This window comes from Bacillus kexueae (genome assembly GCF_022809095.1).
In the GTDB taxonomy this organism is placed as follows: Bacteria; Bacillota; Bacilli; order Bacillales; family Aeribacillaceae; genus Bacillus_BZ; species Bacillus_BZ kexueae.
On sequence record NZ_JALAZE010000006.1, the window covers coordinates 90,587 to 107,910 of the forward strand.

19 protein-coding genes are annotated in these 17,324 nt (G+C 37.8%); 5 read left to right on the forward strand and 14 right to left on the reverse strand.

Features of this window, described 5'->3' with window-relative positions; genetic code table 11:
* Positions 1–11: 11 nt before the first annotated feature.
* From ML543_RS11480 to ML543_RS11495, 4 genes are all read right to left on the reverse strand, one after another.
* Positions 12–1,745 (reverse strand): solute:sodium symporter family transporter, encoded by a 1,734-nt coding sequence (locus ML543_RS11480; RefSeq protein ID WP_243387627.1) that lies wholly within the window; start codon positions 1,743–1,745, stop codon positions 12–14.
* A gap of 65 nt (positions 1,746–1,810) precedes the next feature.
* A complete protein-coding gene (locus ML543_RS11485; protein WP_243387513.1) occupies positions 1,811–2,476 on the reverse strand; it encodes a DUF4867 family protein in 666 nt (221 codons plus the stop codon).
* 109 nt (positions 2,477–2,585) lie between these two features.
* Positions 2,586–3,263: a transaldolase family protein gene (locus ML543_RS11490; RefSeq protein WP_243387514.1), complete on the reverse strand. Its 678-nt coding sequence runs from the start codon at positions 3,261–3,263 to the stop codon at positions 2,586–2,588.
* 184 nt (positions 3,264–3,447) lie between these two features.
* Positions 3,448–3,873 carry a CBS domain-containing protein gene (locus ML543_RS11495; RefSeq protein WP_243387515.1) on the reverse strand — a complete coding sequence of 142 codons (426 nt, stop codon included), beginning with the start codon at positions 3,871–3,873 and terminating at the stop codon, positions 3,448–3,450.
* 187 nt (positions 3,874–4,060) lie between these two features.
* Between ML543_RS11495 and ML543_RS11500 the strand changes: the two genes are divergently transcribed.
* Together ML543_RS11500 and ML543_RS11505 are read left to right on the forward strand one after the other, a co-directional pair.
* Positions 4,061–4,480, forward strand: coding sequence for a disulfide oxidoreductase (locus ML543_RS11500; RefSeq protein WP_243387516.1), 420 nt, complete (start codon positions 4,061–4,063; stop codon positions 4,478–4,480).
* A 10-nt stretch (positions 4,481–4,490) separates the two neighbouring features.
* Entirely contained in the window at positions 4,491–4,970 is a 480-nt protein-coding gene (locus ML543_RS11505; protein WP_243387517.1) for a thioredoxin family protein, read from the forward strand.
* Between the two features lie 51 nt (positions 4,971–5,021).
* Here ML543_RS11505 and rsgA read toward each other — a convergent pair whose 3' ends face one another.
* Both rsgA and ML543_RS11515 read right to left on the reverse strand, forming a co-directional pair.
* Positions 5,022–6,080 carry a ribosome small subunit-dependent GTPase A gene (rsgA, locus tag ML543_RS11510; protein ID WP_243387518.1) on the reverse strand — a complete coding sequence of 353 codons (1,059 nt, stop codon included), beginning with the start codon at positions 6,078–6,080 and terminating at the stop codon, positions 5,022–5,024.
* Between the two features lie 357 nt (positions 6,081–6,437).
* The gene (locus ML543_RS11515; RefSeq protein WP_243387519.1) at positions 6,438–6,845 is read right to left on the reverse strand and encodes a DUF5365 family protein; all 408 of its coding nucleotides are present in this window, start codon (positions 6,843–6,845) and stop codon (positions 6,438–6,440) included.
* Positions 6,846–6,981: 136 nt separating this feature from the next.
* On the opposite strand from ML543_RS11515, the gene ML543_RS11520 reads away from it, so the two are divergent.
* Complete coding sequence (locus ML543_RS11520) at positions 6,982–7,875, forward strand: RluA family pseudouridine synthase (protein ID WP_243387520.1); 894 nt, start codon at positions 6,982–6,984, stop codon at positions 7,873–7,875.
* Between the two features lie 38 nt (positions 7,876–7,913).
* Here the strand turns inward: ML543_RS11520 and ML543_RS11525 are convergent, their stop codons facing one another.
* Positions 7,914–8,486: a class D sortase gene (locus ML543_RS11525; RefSeq protein WP_243387521.1), complete on the reverse strand. Its 573-nt coding sequence runs from the start codon at positions 8,484–8,486 to the stop codon at positions 7,914–7,916.
* A gap of 130 nt (positions 8,487–8,616) precedes the next feature.
* On the opposite strand from ML543_RS11525, the gene ML543_RS11530 reads away from it, so the two are divergent.
* The gene (locus ML543_RS11530; RefSeq protein WP_243387522.1) at positions 8,617–9,240 is read left to right on the forward strand and encodes a pyridoxamine 5'-phosphate oxidase family protein; all 624 of its coding nucleotides are present in this window, start codon (positions 8,617–8,619) and stop codon (positions 9,238–9,240) included.
* Between the two features lie 16 nt (positions 9,241–9,256).
* The gene (locus ML543_RS11535) at positions 9,257–9,433 is read left to right on the forward strand and encodes a hypothetical protein (RefSeq protein WP_243387523.1); all 177 of its coding nucleotides are present in this window, start codon (positions 9,257–9,259) and stop codon (positions 9,431–9,433) included.
* Between the two features lie 61 nt (positions 9,434–9,494).
* Here ML543_RS11535 and ML543_RS11540 read toward each other — a convergent pair whose 3' ends face one another.
* The 7 genes from ML543_RS11540 to ML543_RS11570 all read right to left on the reverse strand — a co-directional run bounded on the left by ML543_RS11540 (position 9,495) and on the right by ML543_RS11570 (position 17,276).
* Complete coding sequence (locus tag ML543_RS11540) at positions 9,495–10,829, reverse strand: (Fe-S)-binding protein (RefSeq protein WP_243387524.1); 1,335 nt, start codon at positions 10,827–10,829, stop codon at positions 9,495–9,497.
* Complete coding sequence (gene glcD / locus ML543_RS11545) at positions 10,829–12,256, reverse strand: glycolate oxidase subunit GlcD (RefSeq protein WP_243387525.1); 1,428 nt, start codon at positions 12,254–12,256, stop codon at positions 10,829–10,831. The genes ML543_RS11540 and glcD overlap by 1 nt, the downstream gene beginning before the upstream one ends.
* A gap of 40 nt (positions 12,257–12,296) precedes the next feature.
* The gene (locus ML543_RS11550) at positions 12,297–13,445 is read right to left on the reverse strand and encodes a CdaR family transcriptional regulator (RefSeq protein ID WP_243387527.1); all 1,149 of its coding nucleotides are present in this window, start codon (positions 13,443–13,445) and stop codon (positions 12,297–12,299) included.
* Between the two features lie 14 nt (positions 13,446–13,459).
* Positions 13,460–14,161 carry a LutC/YkgG family protein gene (locus ML543_RS11555; protein ID WP_243387529.1) on the reverse strand — a complete coding sequence of 234 codons (702 nt, stop codon included), beginning with the start codon at positions 14,159–14,161 and terminating at the stop codon, positions 13,460–13,462.
* Positions 14,158–15,579, reverse strand: coding sequence for a LutB/LldF family L-lactate oxidation iron-sulfur protein (locus ML543_RS11560; RefSeq protein ID WP_243387531.1), 1,422 nt, complete (start codon positions 15,577–15,579; stop codon positions 14,158–14,160). The genes ML543_RS11555 and ML543_RS11560 overlap by 4 nt, the downstream gene beginning before the upstream one ends.
* 2 nt (positions 15,580–15,581) lie before the next feature.
* Positions 15,582–16,313 (reverse strand): (Fe-S)-binding protein, encoded by a 732-nt coding sequence (locus tag ML543_RS11565; protein WP_243387533.1) that lies wholly within the window; start codon positions 16,311–16,313, stop codon positions 15,582–15,584.
* Positions 16,314–16,556: 243 nt separating this feature from the next.
* Positions 16,557–17,276 carry a FadR/GntR family transcriptional regulator gene (locus ML543_RS11570; protein ID WP_279326653.1) on the reverse strand — a complete coding sequence of 240 codons (720 nt, stop codon included), beginning with the start codon at positions 17,274–17,276 and terminating at the stop codon, positions 16,557–16,559.
* Positions 17,277–17,324 lie beyond the last annotated feature (48 nt).

Sequence of the window (17,324 nt, forward strand, 5' to 3'; positions counted from 1 at the left end):
ACTTCACCTCATTATGCGAGTTTATCAATTTGATCTATCACTTGTTGATGTTGATTTTGCAGATATTGACTATAACGTTTAGTCCACCTTTTAACAGATAAAACACCTAAAATCACCGTTACAATAGTAAGCGCTATCATTGATAGCCAATAATATGACGAAACAACCCCATTTTCATAAGCTAAGCCAATTGGTGAGAAAGTGACATACACCGCCACAACCATCGCCAATAAAACGACTACCGTTAACAACGAATATTTCCATGGAACCATAGATACTTTTGCATTCGGTGCATATTGATACGCCTTTTCAAGTGGACGTAAACGACCAATTACTAGCATTATCAATGCTTCAACTGTAAATAAGATGGCATAAATATGAATAAAGTTTAATGTAATTTCAATGCCAAATAGCTGGTTTAATCCCCATACGAGCATATAGTAAGTGACAACATGGAATACGATGACGATTTTTGCTGCAATTGGAGGAACCTTTTTCGTTAGTAATCCAACTAGAACGATTGTAATAATTGGAATGTTAAAAAATCCAGTAAACCTTCTAATCAAATCCCATAATCCATCTGGTGCATTCATCAGAAGTGGGGAGATAAAGAAAGATACAATTGCGATAAGCCAACCGAATGTTTTACTTATCTTAATTAGTTTCTCATCAGAAGCATTCGGGTTGAATTGTGGTTTATAAATATCCAGCGCAAACATTGTAGCTGCACTATTTAATAGTGAATTAAAAGAACTAAACACCGCTCCTAAAAGTACAGCGAGGAAAAATCCAGACAGATATGTAGGCAAGACATCTGCAACCAATGCAGGGTAAGCTAGATCTACTGGATCATATTGGTTACCATACAGGTGAAATGCTATGACACCCGGAATCATCATTAAAAATGGTACGCTCAATTTATAAAAACCAGAAAGAAGTACTCCTTTTTGACCTTCCGCTAAATTTTTCGCTCCAAGAGTTCTTTGAATTACGTATTGGTTTGTCCCCCAATAGAACAAGTTGGCGAAAATCATTCCAGTAAAAATGGTTCCGAATGGTACAGAATCCGTACTAGATCCTATTGCATTTAATTTTTCAGGGTGTGTCACAGCAATTTTTTTCATCCCATCAAGGAAACTACCATCACCTAGTGCTATAAAACCTAGCACTGGAACTAGAATACCGACAATTAATAGTCCAATTCCGTTGATAGTATCAGAAACAGCGACCGCTTTAAGTCCACCGAAGATCGCATAAATCGCACCAATGATTCCAATAACCCAAATAAGTAACCAAACAGACTGAGAATAAGAAATATTCAAAATTTCAGGAACATCAAAGACTTTAAGTATTGCAAGAGCCCCTGAATATAGGGTGGAAGGAATTGTAACAAAGACATATCCTAACATAAATAATACAACAGTGTATCGACGAACTCCTTCGTCAAACCGATTACTTAAAAATTCCGGTAATGTAGTAAAAGCCCCTCCTAAATATTTGGGTAAAAGATATAGCGCCATGATAACGATGGCAAATGAGGCTGTAACCTCCCATGCCATGTTTGATAAATTACTTCGATATGCTTGCCCATTTAAGCCTATCAACTGTTCTGCTGATAAATTTGTTAACAAAAGGGAACCAGCAATAAAGATACCCGTTAATCCTCGACCGGCTAAAAAGTATCCAGTAGAGTCATTCACTTCGCCTTTTGTCTTCCAATACGAAATAATCGCTACTAAAAACATGAAAAACACGCACGAAATTAGCGTAAACCAGATACTACCCACAATTAATCCCCCTTTATAACCGATTATGTAATCGGACAAATGTGAATATTCTCCCCTAAGAGACCTTGAAATGCACCTTTCTCTACTAATCTCTCACAATCTGAATGAGTTAATAACCACTTATTCTTCATAAATAGCAGATCATTCTGCTCTCTATGTTGTAAGGGAGTGTTCGTTCCTTCTGGAAGGATGATTATACTTTTAAACCCCTCCGTTGTGACCTGACACGGAGAAAAGTGAAGCGTTGTACTATAGATCTCAAGACATGAATGTTTCGGAACAAAGAAAGCCTTTACATTTTTCGTGTAAAAAAAATCTCCTACCATCTCTTCCCTTGTTCCTAACAGTAATACCAAATCGGTACCTGCAAGGAACAACTCATGCCCATTATGAAACTCCAATGCGTTTAAATACTCATTATGACCGTTACAGTAGCCAATTTGGATTGATAGGTCTCCATAATAATCCCTTTTGACTTTTTCTTTAACCTTTGTCTGTTCCATCTTTTGATCTGATGCTACGTAAATATTCCCATCATTCGGTATCTTCGTTTCTTCAAGACACTGAAAAAGCTCCATAAAATCCGCGTCAATTTTCATTATTTTACCATACTGATTAAAAAGGTTGTTATGAATAGTGTATATAGGAATGGATTGGTTACATATTCGTATTCGTTCTAAATAAGTCATTTAATCCTCCATTATAACTAGAGTCCTTGATCAAGAGATGAAAACGCTTGCGATTCATTACGTAATTGAAATCATATTGAACGCGAGCGTTTTTCCTCTCTTAAACTCTCTAATTCATTACTTCTTCTTTTACTGTTTCATCCCATGCTTTACGGAATACATCGAGTCCATGATTCGTAAATGCATGGTAGAAACTATTCTTATACACTTCAAAACCACAAGTGACAATATGAGCTCCAGTCTTTGCCGCATCTACAATTTGTTTTCCGTTTCGCAATGCTGCCACAATAATCTCTGTATCGTAACCATAGTTTTTATAAATATTTACTATATCTTGAATATATTGACCTGTATCTTCTCCGCTGTTCTCTTTCCAGCCGACGAATGGAGAAACGAATTTTGCACCAATCCGAGCTGGTTGAAGCGCTTGGGAAGGAGAGAATACAAGTGTTATGTTTGTACGAATCCCTTCAAACTCTAACTCTTTTGCGGCAATAAGCCCAGATTCTGTACAAGGAATTTTAATTATAAAATTATCCGAGAGTTTAGCAATTTTCTTTCCCTCGCTTACCATCTCTTTCGGATCTTCAAGATGAGGGTTAATTTCAACAGAAATTGGAAAGTTTGAAACGTGTTTAAATTCACTCGCAAGTTCTTCTAACACAGTTAGAAAAGGTTTACCGCTATTCATAATGTGACGAGGATTTGTTGTAACTCCTTCAATCCCCCAATTTTCATACGCGTATCGAATTTCTTCAATTTTGGCACTGTCTAAAAAATATTTCATTTTTTCTCAACCTCCATTAGTGGTTATAACGTAATAATGTTTATATAATACGTTATTATGTTTGTTTTCATTTTATGAAATTCAAATTTAAATTTCAACTATTTTTCGAAAATTCAACCAACAAACATGGAAATTGTTTTTAGTTCCCAACTAAAAAGGACGTCTAAATAAGACGCCCTCTTTTCTAACTCGTTCGATTATTCTCTGAAATATTCGTTAATGCATCCCCTGCGGATTCATTCGATTGTTGGTTTGTTGCCAAATCTCCGAGGGCAACCATGCCAACGAGTTGATTGTTTTCAACTACAGGTAATCGGCGGATTTGATTTTGTGACATGAGTTGTGCTGCTTCTTGTAAGCTCATGTTTGGGTCTCCCGTAACGATATTGGAAGACATCACTTGGGACACAGGTGTATTACCATCCATCCCTTGTGCTGTTGTTCGTGTTGTAATGTCGCGATCCGTTACGATTCCTTTAATTTGTCCGTTCTCAACGACCGGGATTGAACCGATATTATGCTGGTTCATTAATTGTGCTGCTTCTTGAACAGTTTGGTTTGACGAAACACAAACGACGTTTTTACTCATAATTTGTTGAATATTATTCATGATGATTCACTCCTTTCCTACATAGTTTGAACGGGAGTGCGTAAATTATTACTTGAAAAAAACTTTTTTCTTCTTTCACTAATTTTTCACAAATCATATGTATAATGTTCTTGTGTTTCCTTTTACAAATAATGTTTACTTATTCTATAATACGAATGGATATCGTAATTAGGAAATGAGGGTTTTTATGAAGGAAAAATCACAAGAGAATTTATTATTTATCGCATGGGGTGCTTCGCTCATTTCCACGTTAGGGAGTTTGTTTTTTTCAGAAGTTATGAAGTTTATTCCGTGCGAGCTCTGTTGGTACCAACGTATTTTCATGTATCCTCTTGTCATAATTTTAGGAATCGCAACTGTAAAAAAAGACGCGAGCATTGCCCTATATTCAGCTGTCTTATCTGCGATAGGGGGTAGCATTTCAATTTATCATTATGCTATTCAAAAGGTATCGTTTTTCCAAAGTACAGCTCCGGCGTGTGGACAAGTCCCTTGCACAGGAGAATACATTAATTTATTCGGCTTTGCGACCATTCCATTTTTAGCGCTCGTTGGCTTTTCAATCATCTTCATTACAAGCATGATGATTATTCGAAATAAAGGTTAGGTGAAAGATTATGAAAAAGATATTGATTTTTGGAAGTATCGTCTTGTTATTATTCGGCTTACTAGCATTCGTCACAAATTATCAAAACCAGCAAAAGCTTGCTTCCATTGAAAACAACCCGTATGGAAAAACAGAATTAGATCCAGAGACGATTAACTTATTAGATGATCCAAACTATCAGAACATCATATTACCGGAAGAGCTTGACAAACAAATCGAAAATGAAGAAGACATGATCGTCTACTTCTTTAGCTCTACATGTGTTTATTGTAAACAAGCTACTCCTATTCTCATGCCTATTGCAGACGATTTAGGCGTTGAAATTCAACAATATAACTTATTAGAATTCGAGCAAGGATGGAACGATTACAACATTAATGCTACTCCTACCCTTGTTAAATTTGAAAACGGCAAAGAAGTGGAACGTGTAGAAGGTCTCCAAGAAGAAGCTTTTTACCAAGAACTCTTAACCGAGTGGAAGGCATCATAGTCGTAATCTAAAATAATGAAAGGTGTGCTAAAACGTAGCACACCTTTTTTCTTACCTTTTACGGGGCATTTTCCGAATGTGTTTATGGATTTTTTTCCATTTTTGTTTTTCGATGAGAGCAAGTTGTTCATCTTGCTTTCTCATCGAGAAGGCAATTTCCCGTTGAAGCTTTTTGTAGCTTTTAAGCCGTTCGACCGCAAGACTCCCATCATCAATCGCTTTTTTCACCGCACAGTCCGGTTCTGATTCGTGCTGGCAGTCATTGAATCGACATGTTCGAGCTAATTCTTCAATGTCAGCGAAAGTCGAATCTAATGATTCTTCTCCCTCCCAAAGCTTCAGTTCTCTCATACCAGGTGTATCAATGATTAAAGCTCCATTGGGGAGTGAAAATAGTTCGCGATGGGTCGTCGTGTGTCTTCCTTTGTCATCCCCATCTCGAACACTTAAGGTTTTTTGAACATCTTGATTCATTAGGCCGTTTAGTAATGAGGATTTTCCAACCCCAGATGAACCGAGTAAGGCAATGGTCTTCCCTTCCAATAAGTAAGGAGACAGTTCGTCATACCCTTCACGCTCTATATTGTTTACACAAACAACTGGAACACCAATTGCCACTTCTTCTACTTCCGCTCTTTTCTCTTCGATATCTTCACATAAATCTTTTTTGGTCAGGACAATGACAGGTGTCGCTCCACTATCGTAAGCAAGTAGCACATAACGCTCGATTCGTCTAACATTAAAATCTCGATTGAGAGACGAAACGATAAAAACGTAATCAACGTTTGCTGCTACAATTTGTTGCTCTATTTTACTCCCTGCACTTTGACGGATAAAGCGACTTTTTCGATTTAACACATGCTGAATGACAGCTTTCTTTTCATTCGGCAGCGGTTTAAATAGTACCCAATCTCCAACAGCAGGGTAATCCTCCTTGCAGACTGCATCGAAGCGAAATTTCCCTGATAATTCTCCCAGCCACTCGCCTGATTCATTGGCGATTCGATACATATGCTTATGCTCAAGGGTAACACGTCCAATCGCACCGTCCCAATCTTCCACTTGAGCTTGAAAAAAATCATTCCAACCAAATGTTTCTAACGTCTTCAATGTCGTATCCTCCTATATTCCATTGTCTGAAATGAGAAGGATACAGCTTTATTCCATTAGGAATCGCTACACCCTTCTCCTAATTTAAAAACTGCTTTTACACTCAGCATCAATCATCACTCCGTTTCTATTTGAATTGAGAGTATTATACAATGAATCAATGAAAAAAGCCATCAGCTATTGCGATGGCTCCGTTTTTAGACAACGTAAGTAAAATATGAAGATTCCATTCACTAAGAAGCGAAAGAAGAGTCCTCCTTTCGCATCCAATGCTATCTCTGAAAACAACAAACTTTTAGAGTACAATTAGATAAGAACCTTTAAGAATAACCACATATCCTTGATGGCATGAATTGGTTATATAATCCACTTATTTGCAGGTTTTATATACCGACTAAAAACATCATCTTCCCTTACTAAAACAGAACGGAATTGATCAAACGACAGCGGAAATTTATATCCGTATTGCTCTAATGTTTGTAAGTTTTTTTCATACATTTCTCGGTATTTTTCCTCGTTTTTTTCTGCTTCCTGTGCATTTTCCAATATCGCAATAAGTGCTTGTAAACTGGACATAATTTGAAAAGCTTCTTGTAACGTTCCGTTGTATCCGGTTGACTGATTAGGTTTCAATACGGATAACTGTTCAAATTCCTCAATTTTCTTATCTGGAAAGTACATTGGGAAGATCTCGGTATACATTTGTTCAATTAGTTCTTCTATATAGCGTTCTTGCTCTTCCGTACTTGCCAATACAACTTTCACCGATTCTCACCCTCGTTTTACGATTTGTTACTTACATAAGGATACCATAGCTCTCCCGTTCATTTTACAGGTAAGTGTTTCCGTTCAATTTGGTGTATACTGATGTCATGATATTTTAATTAGTAAGGAGTTATCTATGATTCGAAAAGATCAGTGGATGATATGGCCCGCAAAAAGCGACTGGGTCTCCATCCCTTTACAAGAATTATTACGTACGACTTTCCGCGTCCCAAAAGGCCTACTTCATGAATGGCGAATGGAGAAAAAAGTAAAGGTTAATGGAGTAGATCCAAATTGGACCAAGCCGTTAACACTTGGGGACGAATTAGCCATTGAGCTATTTACAAAGGAAACCGATGAGGTAAAACCTGAAAATCTTCCGCTTGATATCTTATACGAAGATGATCACTTAATTATTGTTAATAAACCACCGTATATGAACACACATCCAAATGAAGAAGGTGAAACAGGAACACTTGGCAATGCCCTTTCCTACTACTTCGAAGCAAAAGGAATAAAAGCTCGACATATTCATCGCCTTGACCAAAACACTTCGGGTGCGATTATCTTTGCTAAACATCGATTCGCGTACGCCCTCTTAAGTCAAGACTTACTTGAGCGCAAAATTAAGCGAACGTATGTCGCCATCGTTCACGGAACGAAAATGAAAGAAAGCGGAACAATCGACGCTCCCATCGGTCGCGACCGTCACCATCCTGTCAGAAGAAGAGTTTCGAAAAGTGGGCAACAAGCTATTACTCACTTTCATATAGTGAAAAAATTCCCACCGAAATATTCAATTGTGAAATTAACACTTGATACCGGGCGCACCCATCAAATACGTGTTCACCTATCATCTATCGGCCATCCTATTGTAGGTGATCAGCTTTATGGCGGGAAAACGAACAACATGAAACGTCAAGCTCTTCATGCTGAAAACATCAGTCTTATTCACCCATTTACAAATGAAAAGATTAAGGTGGAGGCTCCGCTTCCTTCAGACATGAAAGCACTTATTAGAAATATTTAAGAAAATGAGCAGAAAAACTCCAAGGGGAGCCTTTCTGCTCATACTCGTTTTCCATAAATAATGTATCGGTCTGGGGCATTTCCAATAAAGGAGAATGGATAACATGTTGTTAAAATCAGTTCTTCCTTTTCATTCTGCAGTGTGATGATACTCGTATCATCTGCTGCAACAATTTTCGTATCAATCATTTCGTACGTAAACTCCCCATACGGCAATTGAATAACAAGTAAATCCCCGATTTCAAGCTCCCCCATTCTTCGAAAAACGGTATCTCGATGTCCGGATAATACAATTTGCCCTTCTTCATTCGGATAATAGCTTCCTTCGTAATGCCCAACACCTTTATCTAGAGCATCCGGGTCCGTTCCTTCAATAATTGGGAGTTCTGCTTCAAGCTTTGGAATAAGTAATAACCCTGCTTCCTCCCCATTTTCAGGTCGATACGGATTGTCTTTGGAATGTTCAATGGTTGTTGAAGAAGCTTCTGTAACGATTTTTTTCGCTTCTTCTTTCGCTTGATTCGTTTCAACTTTCGTATTAATAATTTTCCAGCCGGCGAATCCAATGAAACATAATCCGGCTACAATGAACATAAACGACAACCACTTCATAACGTTTGAACACCCTGTTTCCTTTTTTTCTTTATTATACCATTCTTCACTTGAATCCTCGTCTCATTCCGTATAGAGTAAAAAAAGATTCCTTATCCATAATTATCCACAAAAAAGGAGACTGATTGAATTGTTCCAAAGCGTGATCACTTCCGAACAACAATTACGAGATATTATCGGTACACCTAGTGAATTAGTTCAAAACAAAGTCATCCATTATCTCGATTACCATTGTCAATCTTTTATCAAATCTTCACCGCTTGTCTTTATTAGCAGTGCAAATAAAAAAGGCGAGTGTGATGTATCCCCTCGTGGAGATCATCCAGGATTTGTGTCTATCGTTAATGAGCATTATTTGCTAATCCCCGAACGTCCTGGGAATAAACGAGCTGACACTTTAACAAACATCCTTGAAAATCCCCAGATTGGGTTACTTTTTGTCATTCCAAACATGGGGGAAACACTTCGCATAAACGGAAAAGCGATGATTATTACAGATGAAGAGCATCTCACTTCTTTAGCCGTTCACAATAAAGTACCAAAGCTAGCAATAGCCGTTCACGTTGAAGAATGCTTTCTACACTGCGCAAAAGCATTCATTCGCTCCAACCTATGGAACTATGAATCTTGGATTAAAAAAGAAGAATGTCCAAACCCAGCAAAAATACTTGCTGATCACGCGAAAATACCAAACTTGCGAGAGGAACAAATCGCAAACCGATTAAAAGAAGGATACGAACAACGTTTATATTAATGGAGGTAGTCAGTACATGGAAAGATTACTAACACTGGTAGGATTTCTCTTCCTTCTAGGAAGCAGCGCCTTCCTCATTATGAATTTTATCGGAGAATTTGATGGACTATTATTCATTGGGTCACTTTTTGGACTTTCCCAGTCTCTCGTTTTATTTGGGTTAGCTGAGGTTTTGCAACGAATGAAGAAATGATTACAACGTGCTAACTTTCGTTTTCCCCACCCCGTTTATCCTGATAGGGTGGGGACAGCTTCTATTCATGTTTTTTATTCTTCACTGCTTCTAAAATAAGGTCTACAATATGAACTGCTCTCAAATCATTTCGGTTCTCTCTTTCTATTCCTATCTTCATTTGAAGTAAGCAACCTGGGTTAGCGGTAACAATTGTAGTTGCATTTGTTTCCCTTACCCTACCCATTTTATGATCCAGTATTTGCATAGACATTTCAGGTTGTACAATATTGTACGTACCTGCAGAACCACAGCAACGATCCGCTTCCTTCATCTCTTTAAATTGTATTCCTTGTATGGACTTTAATAATGTTCTTGGAGAATGTACCGTTTTCATAACATTACGTAAATGACATGAATCTTGGTAAGTAACAATTTGACTTGGAAGTTGTAGTGAGAATTGTTCATGAAACTTCAACTCTACTAGAATATCTGTCACATCTTTAATTTGTTGAACGAACCCTTTCGCACGCTCATTCCATTCCGAATCATTTTTTAATAAATGATCATATTCATATAGAAATGCTCCACACCCACCTGCATTCGTTACTATATAGTCGACATCTAATTGCTCAAAAGCTTCTATATTACGTTTCGCTAACTCCTTTGCTTGCTCTTTTTCACCACTATGTCCATGAAGAGCTCCGCAACATGTTTGTTTGGGAGGAATAACAATTTCACATCCTGCTAACTGAAGCAGTTTAATCGTTGCTTGGTTCGTTTCATAAAACATCGCATCCATCAAACATCCTCGGAAGAAAGCAATTCTTGTTTTCCGGAGGCCTATCGGTTTCACATTTCGTGGTTGACTAGCTAACTCTTTATATGAAGGAATATTTGGCAACGTCTTTTCCATTGTCTTTATATGGGAGGGTAATAGATTTAAAACTCCCATTTTTCTTGCAACTTTTTGGATACCTGAGCGTTGATAGACCCCAATAAGTGAAACAGTTTTACGCAATCTTCTTTGATTTGGGATTAGAGCTTGAAAAAGAAAATTACGCACCCATCGATTGAACTTCGAATATTCCTTCGATTGATAAATAATGTCTCGAGCCTCTTCTAACAAATGTCCATATTTAACGCCAGAAGGACATACAGGCTCACACGCGCGACAACCTAGACACATGTTTAACGATTGCTCTACCTCTTCATTTGGCTCAATCACCCCATCTTTGACAGCTTTCATGAGGGCAATCCTACCTCTTGGTGAATGAACCTCTTGGCGGTTTGTTTCAATATAAGTTGGGCATGAAGGTAAACAAAATCCACATCTCATACAATTCAATAGTTCGTCATCATCCATACGGTTCTGAAAATGAGTCGCTATCTTTTGTTTTTCGCTATTTGTGATCATTACGAAACCACCACTCGCTTCCGTTCATTTTTCGCAAATATTTTCCCAGGATTCATGATTGATTTCGGATCAAGTGCCTGCTTAACAGCTTTCATCGCCGCTACCCCGTTCTCTCCCAATTTCAACTGAAGATACGGTGCTTTCATTGCCCCTACCCCATGTTCACCTGTAATCGTTCCACCTAGTTCAACCGCTTTTTCAAAAATCTCTTCAAACGCTTTTTCAACTCGATTCATCTCTTCCTGATTCCGTATATCGGTTAGACAAGTAGGATGTAAATTTCCGTCACCTGCATGTCCAAATGTACAAATTTGAACCTGCCATTTATCTGCTATTTCTTTAATAGCTTTAACCATTTTAGCAATTTCAGATCTTGGAACCGTTGCATCCTCTAAAATAGTTGTGGGCTTCAATCGTGCAAGTGCTGATAGAGCAGACCTCCTGGCGATTCTTAGTTCATTCGCTTCATCTTCTGAATGAGCAAGTCGAACGGAAATTGCTTGTTCTTCTAAGCAAATTTGTTTCATTTTTTCCATGTCACGAAGGACCACCTCTTCAATCCCATCCTGTTCGATCAATAAAATGGCTTCCACATCTGTCGGTAAACCCACTTTTGTGTAGTCTTCAACAACCTCAATCGTTGCTTTATCTAAAAATTCAAGTGTAGTAGGGATTATTTTACTTGCGATGATTCTGGAAACCGTCCGAGCACAAGCCTCTAAATCTTGATATAATGCTAGCATTGTTTTTTTAGACTCAGGTAGAGGAAGTAATTTAAGTATCGCTTCTGTCACAACTCCTAAAGTTCCTTCTGAACCCACGAACAAACGAGTTAAATCATACCCTGCAACATCTTTAGCAAGCTTTCCACCTGTCTGAATTATTTCTCCGTTCGGTAAAACCACTTCAAGTGCTAACACATAGTCTCTCGTCACACCGTACTTTAATCCTCTTAAACCACCTGAGTTTTCATTGATATTTCCCCCAATCGTTGAAATCTTCATCGAACTTGGATCAGGAGGATATAAAAGTCCTTTATTCTCTACCTCTTCAATTAAATCTTGAGTAATGACCCCTGGCTGAACTGTTGCAGTTAAATTTTCTTCGTCAATTTCGATAATTTGGTTCATATGATGAAATAATAAAACGACTCCACCTTCAACAGGACATGTTCCCGCACATAGATTTGTCCCCGAACCACGCGGTATCACCGGGATGTTATGTTCGTTACAGAGTTTAAGGATTTTCGCAACTTCTTCTTTGTTTCTAGGAGATACGACTGCATCAGGTAATGATTGATAGTTTGGTGTGGCATCATAGGAATAAGCTAGAAGCGCCGCAGGTGTATCTTGTACATTTTCACTTCCAACTATTTGGATTATTTGATTTTTTACTTCATTTAACAATTCTGTTCCACCTCTATCCATATACTTCTCTCTTAAGCATAAAAAAAAGAGGTTTCCCTCTCTATGGATGTATATACGAATTTCCATCAATTTCATCCAATAAATTTGGATGTTTATCCAAAATTTCAATAGCTAAAAATAAGGTCGCCATATCCTTTATCTCTTTTGGATGATAACCAGTTAACTCTTCAATTTTTTTCAACCGATAATGCAAGGTATTGATATGTAAATTTAATGAATTGGCCGTTTCCTTTAGCGTTGCATTATGTTTGATGAACATTTTTAACGTTCGCAGTAGCTCTTTTTCTTTTATTATCCGACCCAATACTCGTTTGACGAAACGTATCTTTGTCTGAAATGGTATCTCTTGTAAACACATTTCTAAATCCAAATCTTCTTCAAATACGATTTGTTTGTGCAATGTTGCTGCCATTACAGCTTTTTCAGCTTGTAAATAAGAATCTCGTATTTTAAGAGCCGGAACAGTATGCCCTACACCGAAATGGACATCATCGCGGTAATACTGTCGACAGTATTGAACAATTTGTTCCAAAAAGGAGGCAAGTGAAGTAGTTGTCCATTTTTCATGATTGTCTACCACAAAAATGATCTTCGTTTGTGTCCATTGAAAGATGCGAATCGAACCATCTTCAAATAGATTTTGTAAGTCTTGATATAAAAATCGACCATTGGGAGAAGACAACGATTCCATTCGACCAATAATTACTCGTTTTGAGCTCTGTAAATCAATTTGAAGTACACTAGCTCTCTCGTAAAATTCTTCGTTTTTTTCCGATTCAGTCAGCCATTCAAATAAAAACATTTGGTAAGCTCTTTGCATCCATTCTTTATGATTATAGTAATACCGTTCATGTATGAGCAATTCTGTCATTTTTTTAATTAATTCCCCATAACTATCCACTTTTAAAGGGTCGCCTGTTATTCCAATTACACCAATAACTTCTTGATGAAAGAAGATAGGAAGACATATCCCTGCCTTAACTCCTTTCAATTGTTTTTCATCACAATGCCTGATTTCTCGTTTCATTTTGTTCATACATGCAAAGTAGGCACCTTCATGATATGTGCCTACTCTATCTGGTTGTGTACTGGCTATTATTGTTCCCGACTTATTTGTCATGATTAATTGCTCTTTTGTCAGCTTCTTCACTTCTTCAATAATTTTCTTTGCTATCGATGGCGTTAACATTTAACACCCTCCTATTAGGCGTCTTCAACAATTATATAAGTGGCTTTAACCGGTCCATGAACGCCTACCACTAAGTTCATTTCAATATCAGCTGAGTTACTCGGACCAGATATGAAGTTGATACAAGACGCAATCATTTTCTGCTCATTTACCATTTGTCGAATTTTTTGAGCCGCCTGCGTAAAGCGTGGAACAATTGTACTCTTTGGGATAATTGAAATATATGTTTTCGGAAGCAAGCTAACCGACCGACCTTTTTCTTTCGAAGAAAATAATACGACAGTTCCTGATTCAGCTAATGTAATGTCACTAAAGGTAATCCCTATATTGGCTTGTTCAGAATAAGCGATATTCTTTTCCTTATGCACTGGGTCCCACATGTGAACGGCTGATTTTTCCAAAAATGATCGCAAATGGAAATCATCAATTCTATGGTCTTCCCAACATACAATGGGACCTCCACGGTAGGCTAAAAAGACTTCATTTAAAGTACGCGGAAGTTCTTCTTTCGTCACGAGGTAAGTGTCGGTTTGAATTTTTGTACATTGATTGATTAATACTTGAACGAGTTCATCCTGAGTTTTTTCCTTCAATACATCTAGTTGTGGGTTAAATTTAAGTTCTGGTCTTATCACGTCTCGCTTCCGAACTGGTCTATTAAACCTTTTAGCAATGTTATTTAAAAATGAATCACGTTCATAAATGTTTTCTCTCATTCTTTTTCCCCCTTTCGACGTTCCATCCAATCTCGAAAACCATTTTCCGGAGCAGGGAATTCTCGAACTTTCGTCCACGCCTTTAATGGACCTGGACCCTTCGAGATGGAATGACCTTTCGAAAACGATTTCATCACAAGAGGGGTTAATTTTGCACCAGCTTGATACAACTTTGGCGTAGCTGCTCCTAACCCAAAAGCTTTCATCGCCATTTTCTCTGAAATCGGTGCACGCCCTTCTTGTTCCACTATAACTTGCCGATGTTTATGTAGAAGTTCATGTAGTGGAATTTTTACTGGACAAGCTTCTGAACAGGCTGCACAAAGGGTAGATGCATAAGGTAACTCTTTAAATTCCTCATATCCTCCTAATAGAGGTGACAAAACGGCTCCAATCGGCCCAGAATAGATTGAGCCGTAGGAATGACCGCCAACATGACGATAAACTGGACAAACATTTACACATGCTGCACATCGGATACATTGAAGAACCGATTGAAATTCAGTTCCTAAAATGTTTGATCGACCATTATCTACAATAACTAAATGAAATTCTTCTGGTCCATCTACATCTCCATCTTCCTTCGGGCCAGATAACACTGTTACATAGCTTGTTAATTTTTGACCAACTGCACTTCTCGTAAGCAAACTAACTAGAATGTCTAAATCTTCAAATGTTGGCACAATTCGTTCCATTCCCATAACTGTAATTTGAGTTTTGGGCAAAGTAGTGACTAGACGAGCATTTCCTTCATTCGTCACTAAGCTAATAGACCCCGTTTCCGCTACTGCAAAGTTACACCCCGTTATTCCAACATCCGCCGTTAAAAATTCATTCCTCAGCATTTTTCTAGCATGCATTGCGAGTTCCTCAGGCACTTCTGTTTTCTCGTAATGGAGTTTTTCCTTAAAAACATCCCGTATTTGCTCCTTATTTTTGTGAAGGGCAGGAGCAACAATATGTGAAGGTGGATCGTGATCATCAACTTGTAAGATATATTCTCCTAAATCAGTTTCTATCACTTGGCATCCTTCTTCTTCTAAAGCATGATTTAAATGAATTTCTTCTGTTACCATTGATTTGGATTTAACTATTTTTTTTGCCTGTTTTTTCCGAACGACACCACGAATGTATTCGTTCGCTTCTTCAGCCGTTTGTGCAAAGAATACGTGCCCTCCTCGTCTTGCGACGTTTTCGCTAAGTTCAAATAAATAATAATCTAGATTCTCAAGTGTATGCTGGCGGATCTGTTCACCCAATGTTCTCCAATGTTCCCAGTTTCCTAATTCTTCGGCTGCCTGTAGTCTCTTACTTTGAAGCCTTTCTTGTGCATTCGAAACGGCCTGCCTCATAAAATCATTCTGCAACCCAGTTTGAACTCGCTTCTGAAACGGATCTCCACTTGTTTTCATTGCCATTTCTATTCCCCCTTTTCTTCTACTGAATTTAACACTTCTGCGATGTGAAGAACTTCTACGTTAACCCCGTTTCGTTTCAAACGCCCCCCGATGTTCATCAGACACCCACAGTCTGCTCCAACTAAGTAGTCGACAGAGCCCTCTACAATATTAGAGACCTTTTCATCAACCATTTGTTCAGAAATTTCAGCCATTTTAATCGAAAATGTTCCCCCAAACCCGCAGCAATTATGTTGATTTTTTAGTGGTATGACTTCAAGCCCTTCTACATGCTTAAGTAATTGAAAGGGTGAATCTTTCACACCTAGTAAACGTGTCATATGACAAGATGTATGATACGTTGCTCTCCCATTTAAACAAGCTCCTACATCCTGAATATGTAATACATTTATAATAAAATCAGTCAGTTCATATGTCTTCTTAGCTAATCGTTGTGCTTTTTCAAACCACTCTGAATCATTTTGAAACACTTTAGGATATTCTTTAAACATGGTTGCGCATGACCCAGAAGGAGTCACAACATATTCTGCATTTTCAAAAGCTTGAATCATATTTTTCATAGCATTTCTAGCTTCTCTCACATAGCCACTATTGTAAGCAGGCTGACCACAACAAACTTGATTAGTAGGAAAATCTACCTCACAACCTAATCGTTCCAATAATTCAACTGTTGACTTTCCGGCATTTGGATAAAACATATCAATCAGACACGTAACAAATAGTGATACCTTCACTATACTCCCCTCACTTCGGTAGCGTTTTCTTTTTATACAACATATCTCGTTTTCTAAAAATAGTCAACAGGTCATCTGATGACTAAGAGATGGGTGAAATTTTGATTGAAGCGTTTTCAAGAAATGTTGAGATAGGTCGAAAAGACTTAATCGGAATGATTGCGAGGAAGCAACTACATATTTTAAGAGGCAACTAGTTTAAATATTCGAAACATATAAATAAGAAGACCTAATTCGGTCTTCTTATTTATTCGTTCGATGAAATGATTTCAATACGTTTTCAACACTTGAAATATGGTTTAACATAAGTTGCTGAGCCTTTTCTGGCTCTTTAGCACGAATTGCATTATAAATTTCTTCATGCTCCTGATAAAGACGGTCAGCAGTAGCCTGATTGGAGTAAAGCCAGATTTTTCGCGTTTCTTTCATTGCTTCAACCATCATACCTGAGACATTATTCATTAAGCTAACGAGAATTGGATTTTGCGACGCTGAAGCAACCGCTAAATGAAACAACCAATCTGCTTTCTCCCCTAGTTCTTCATTATCAATGTTATTTTTCATTTCATTTAATGCATATTCCATTGCAAGGAGATCTTGTTCAGTTCTTTTCGTTGCAGCTACAAAAGCAGCCCCAACCTCTAATATTTTTCGAACTTCGAGCAAATGATTAATGTCATTCATATTCATCAGAGCTGCAGTAGATAATGGTAATGTAAATGACATTGGGTCAAACTCTCTTACAAAAGTACCTTCTCCCTGCTTCATTTCAACAATTCCCATTGCTCTCAAGGCACTCAGTGCCTCTCGTATGGCCGCTCTACCAACTTGAAAATTTTCTGCCAATTGTTGAACGGAATCTAATTTATCTCCTGGATTTAACTCTCCCTTTCTAATCATATCTAGAATAGCTTCCGCCACTTGTTCATAAATCTTTCTTGATTTTATTTGTTTATATTCCATTGTATTCACCTCAAAGTATAGGAAAGGAACATCTCTAATCAGTTGACA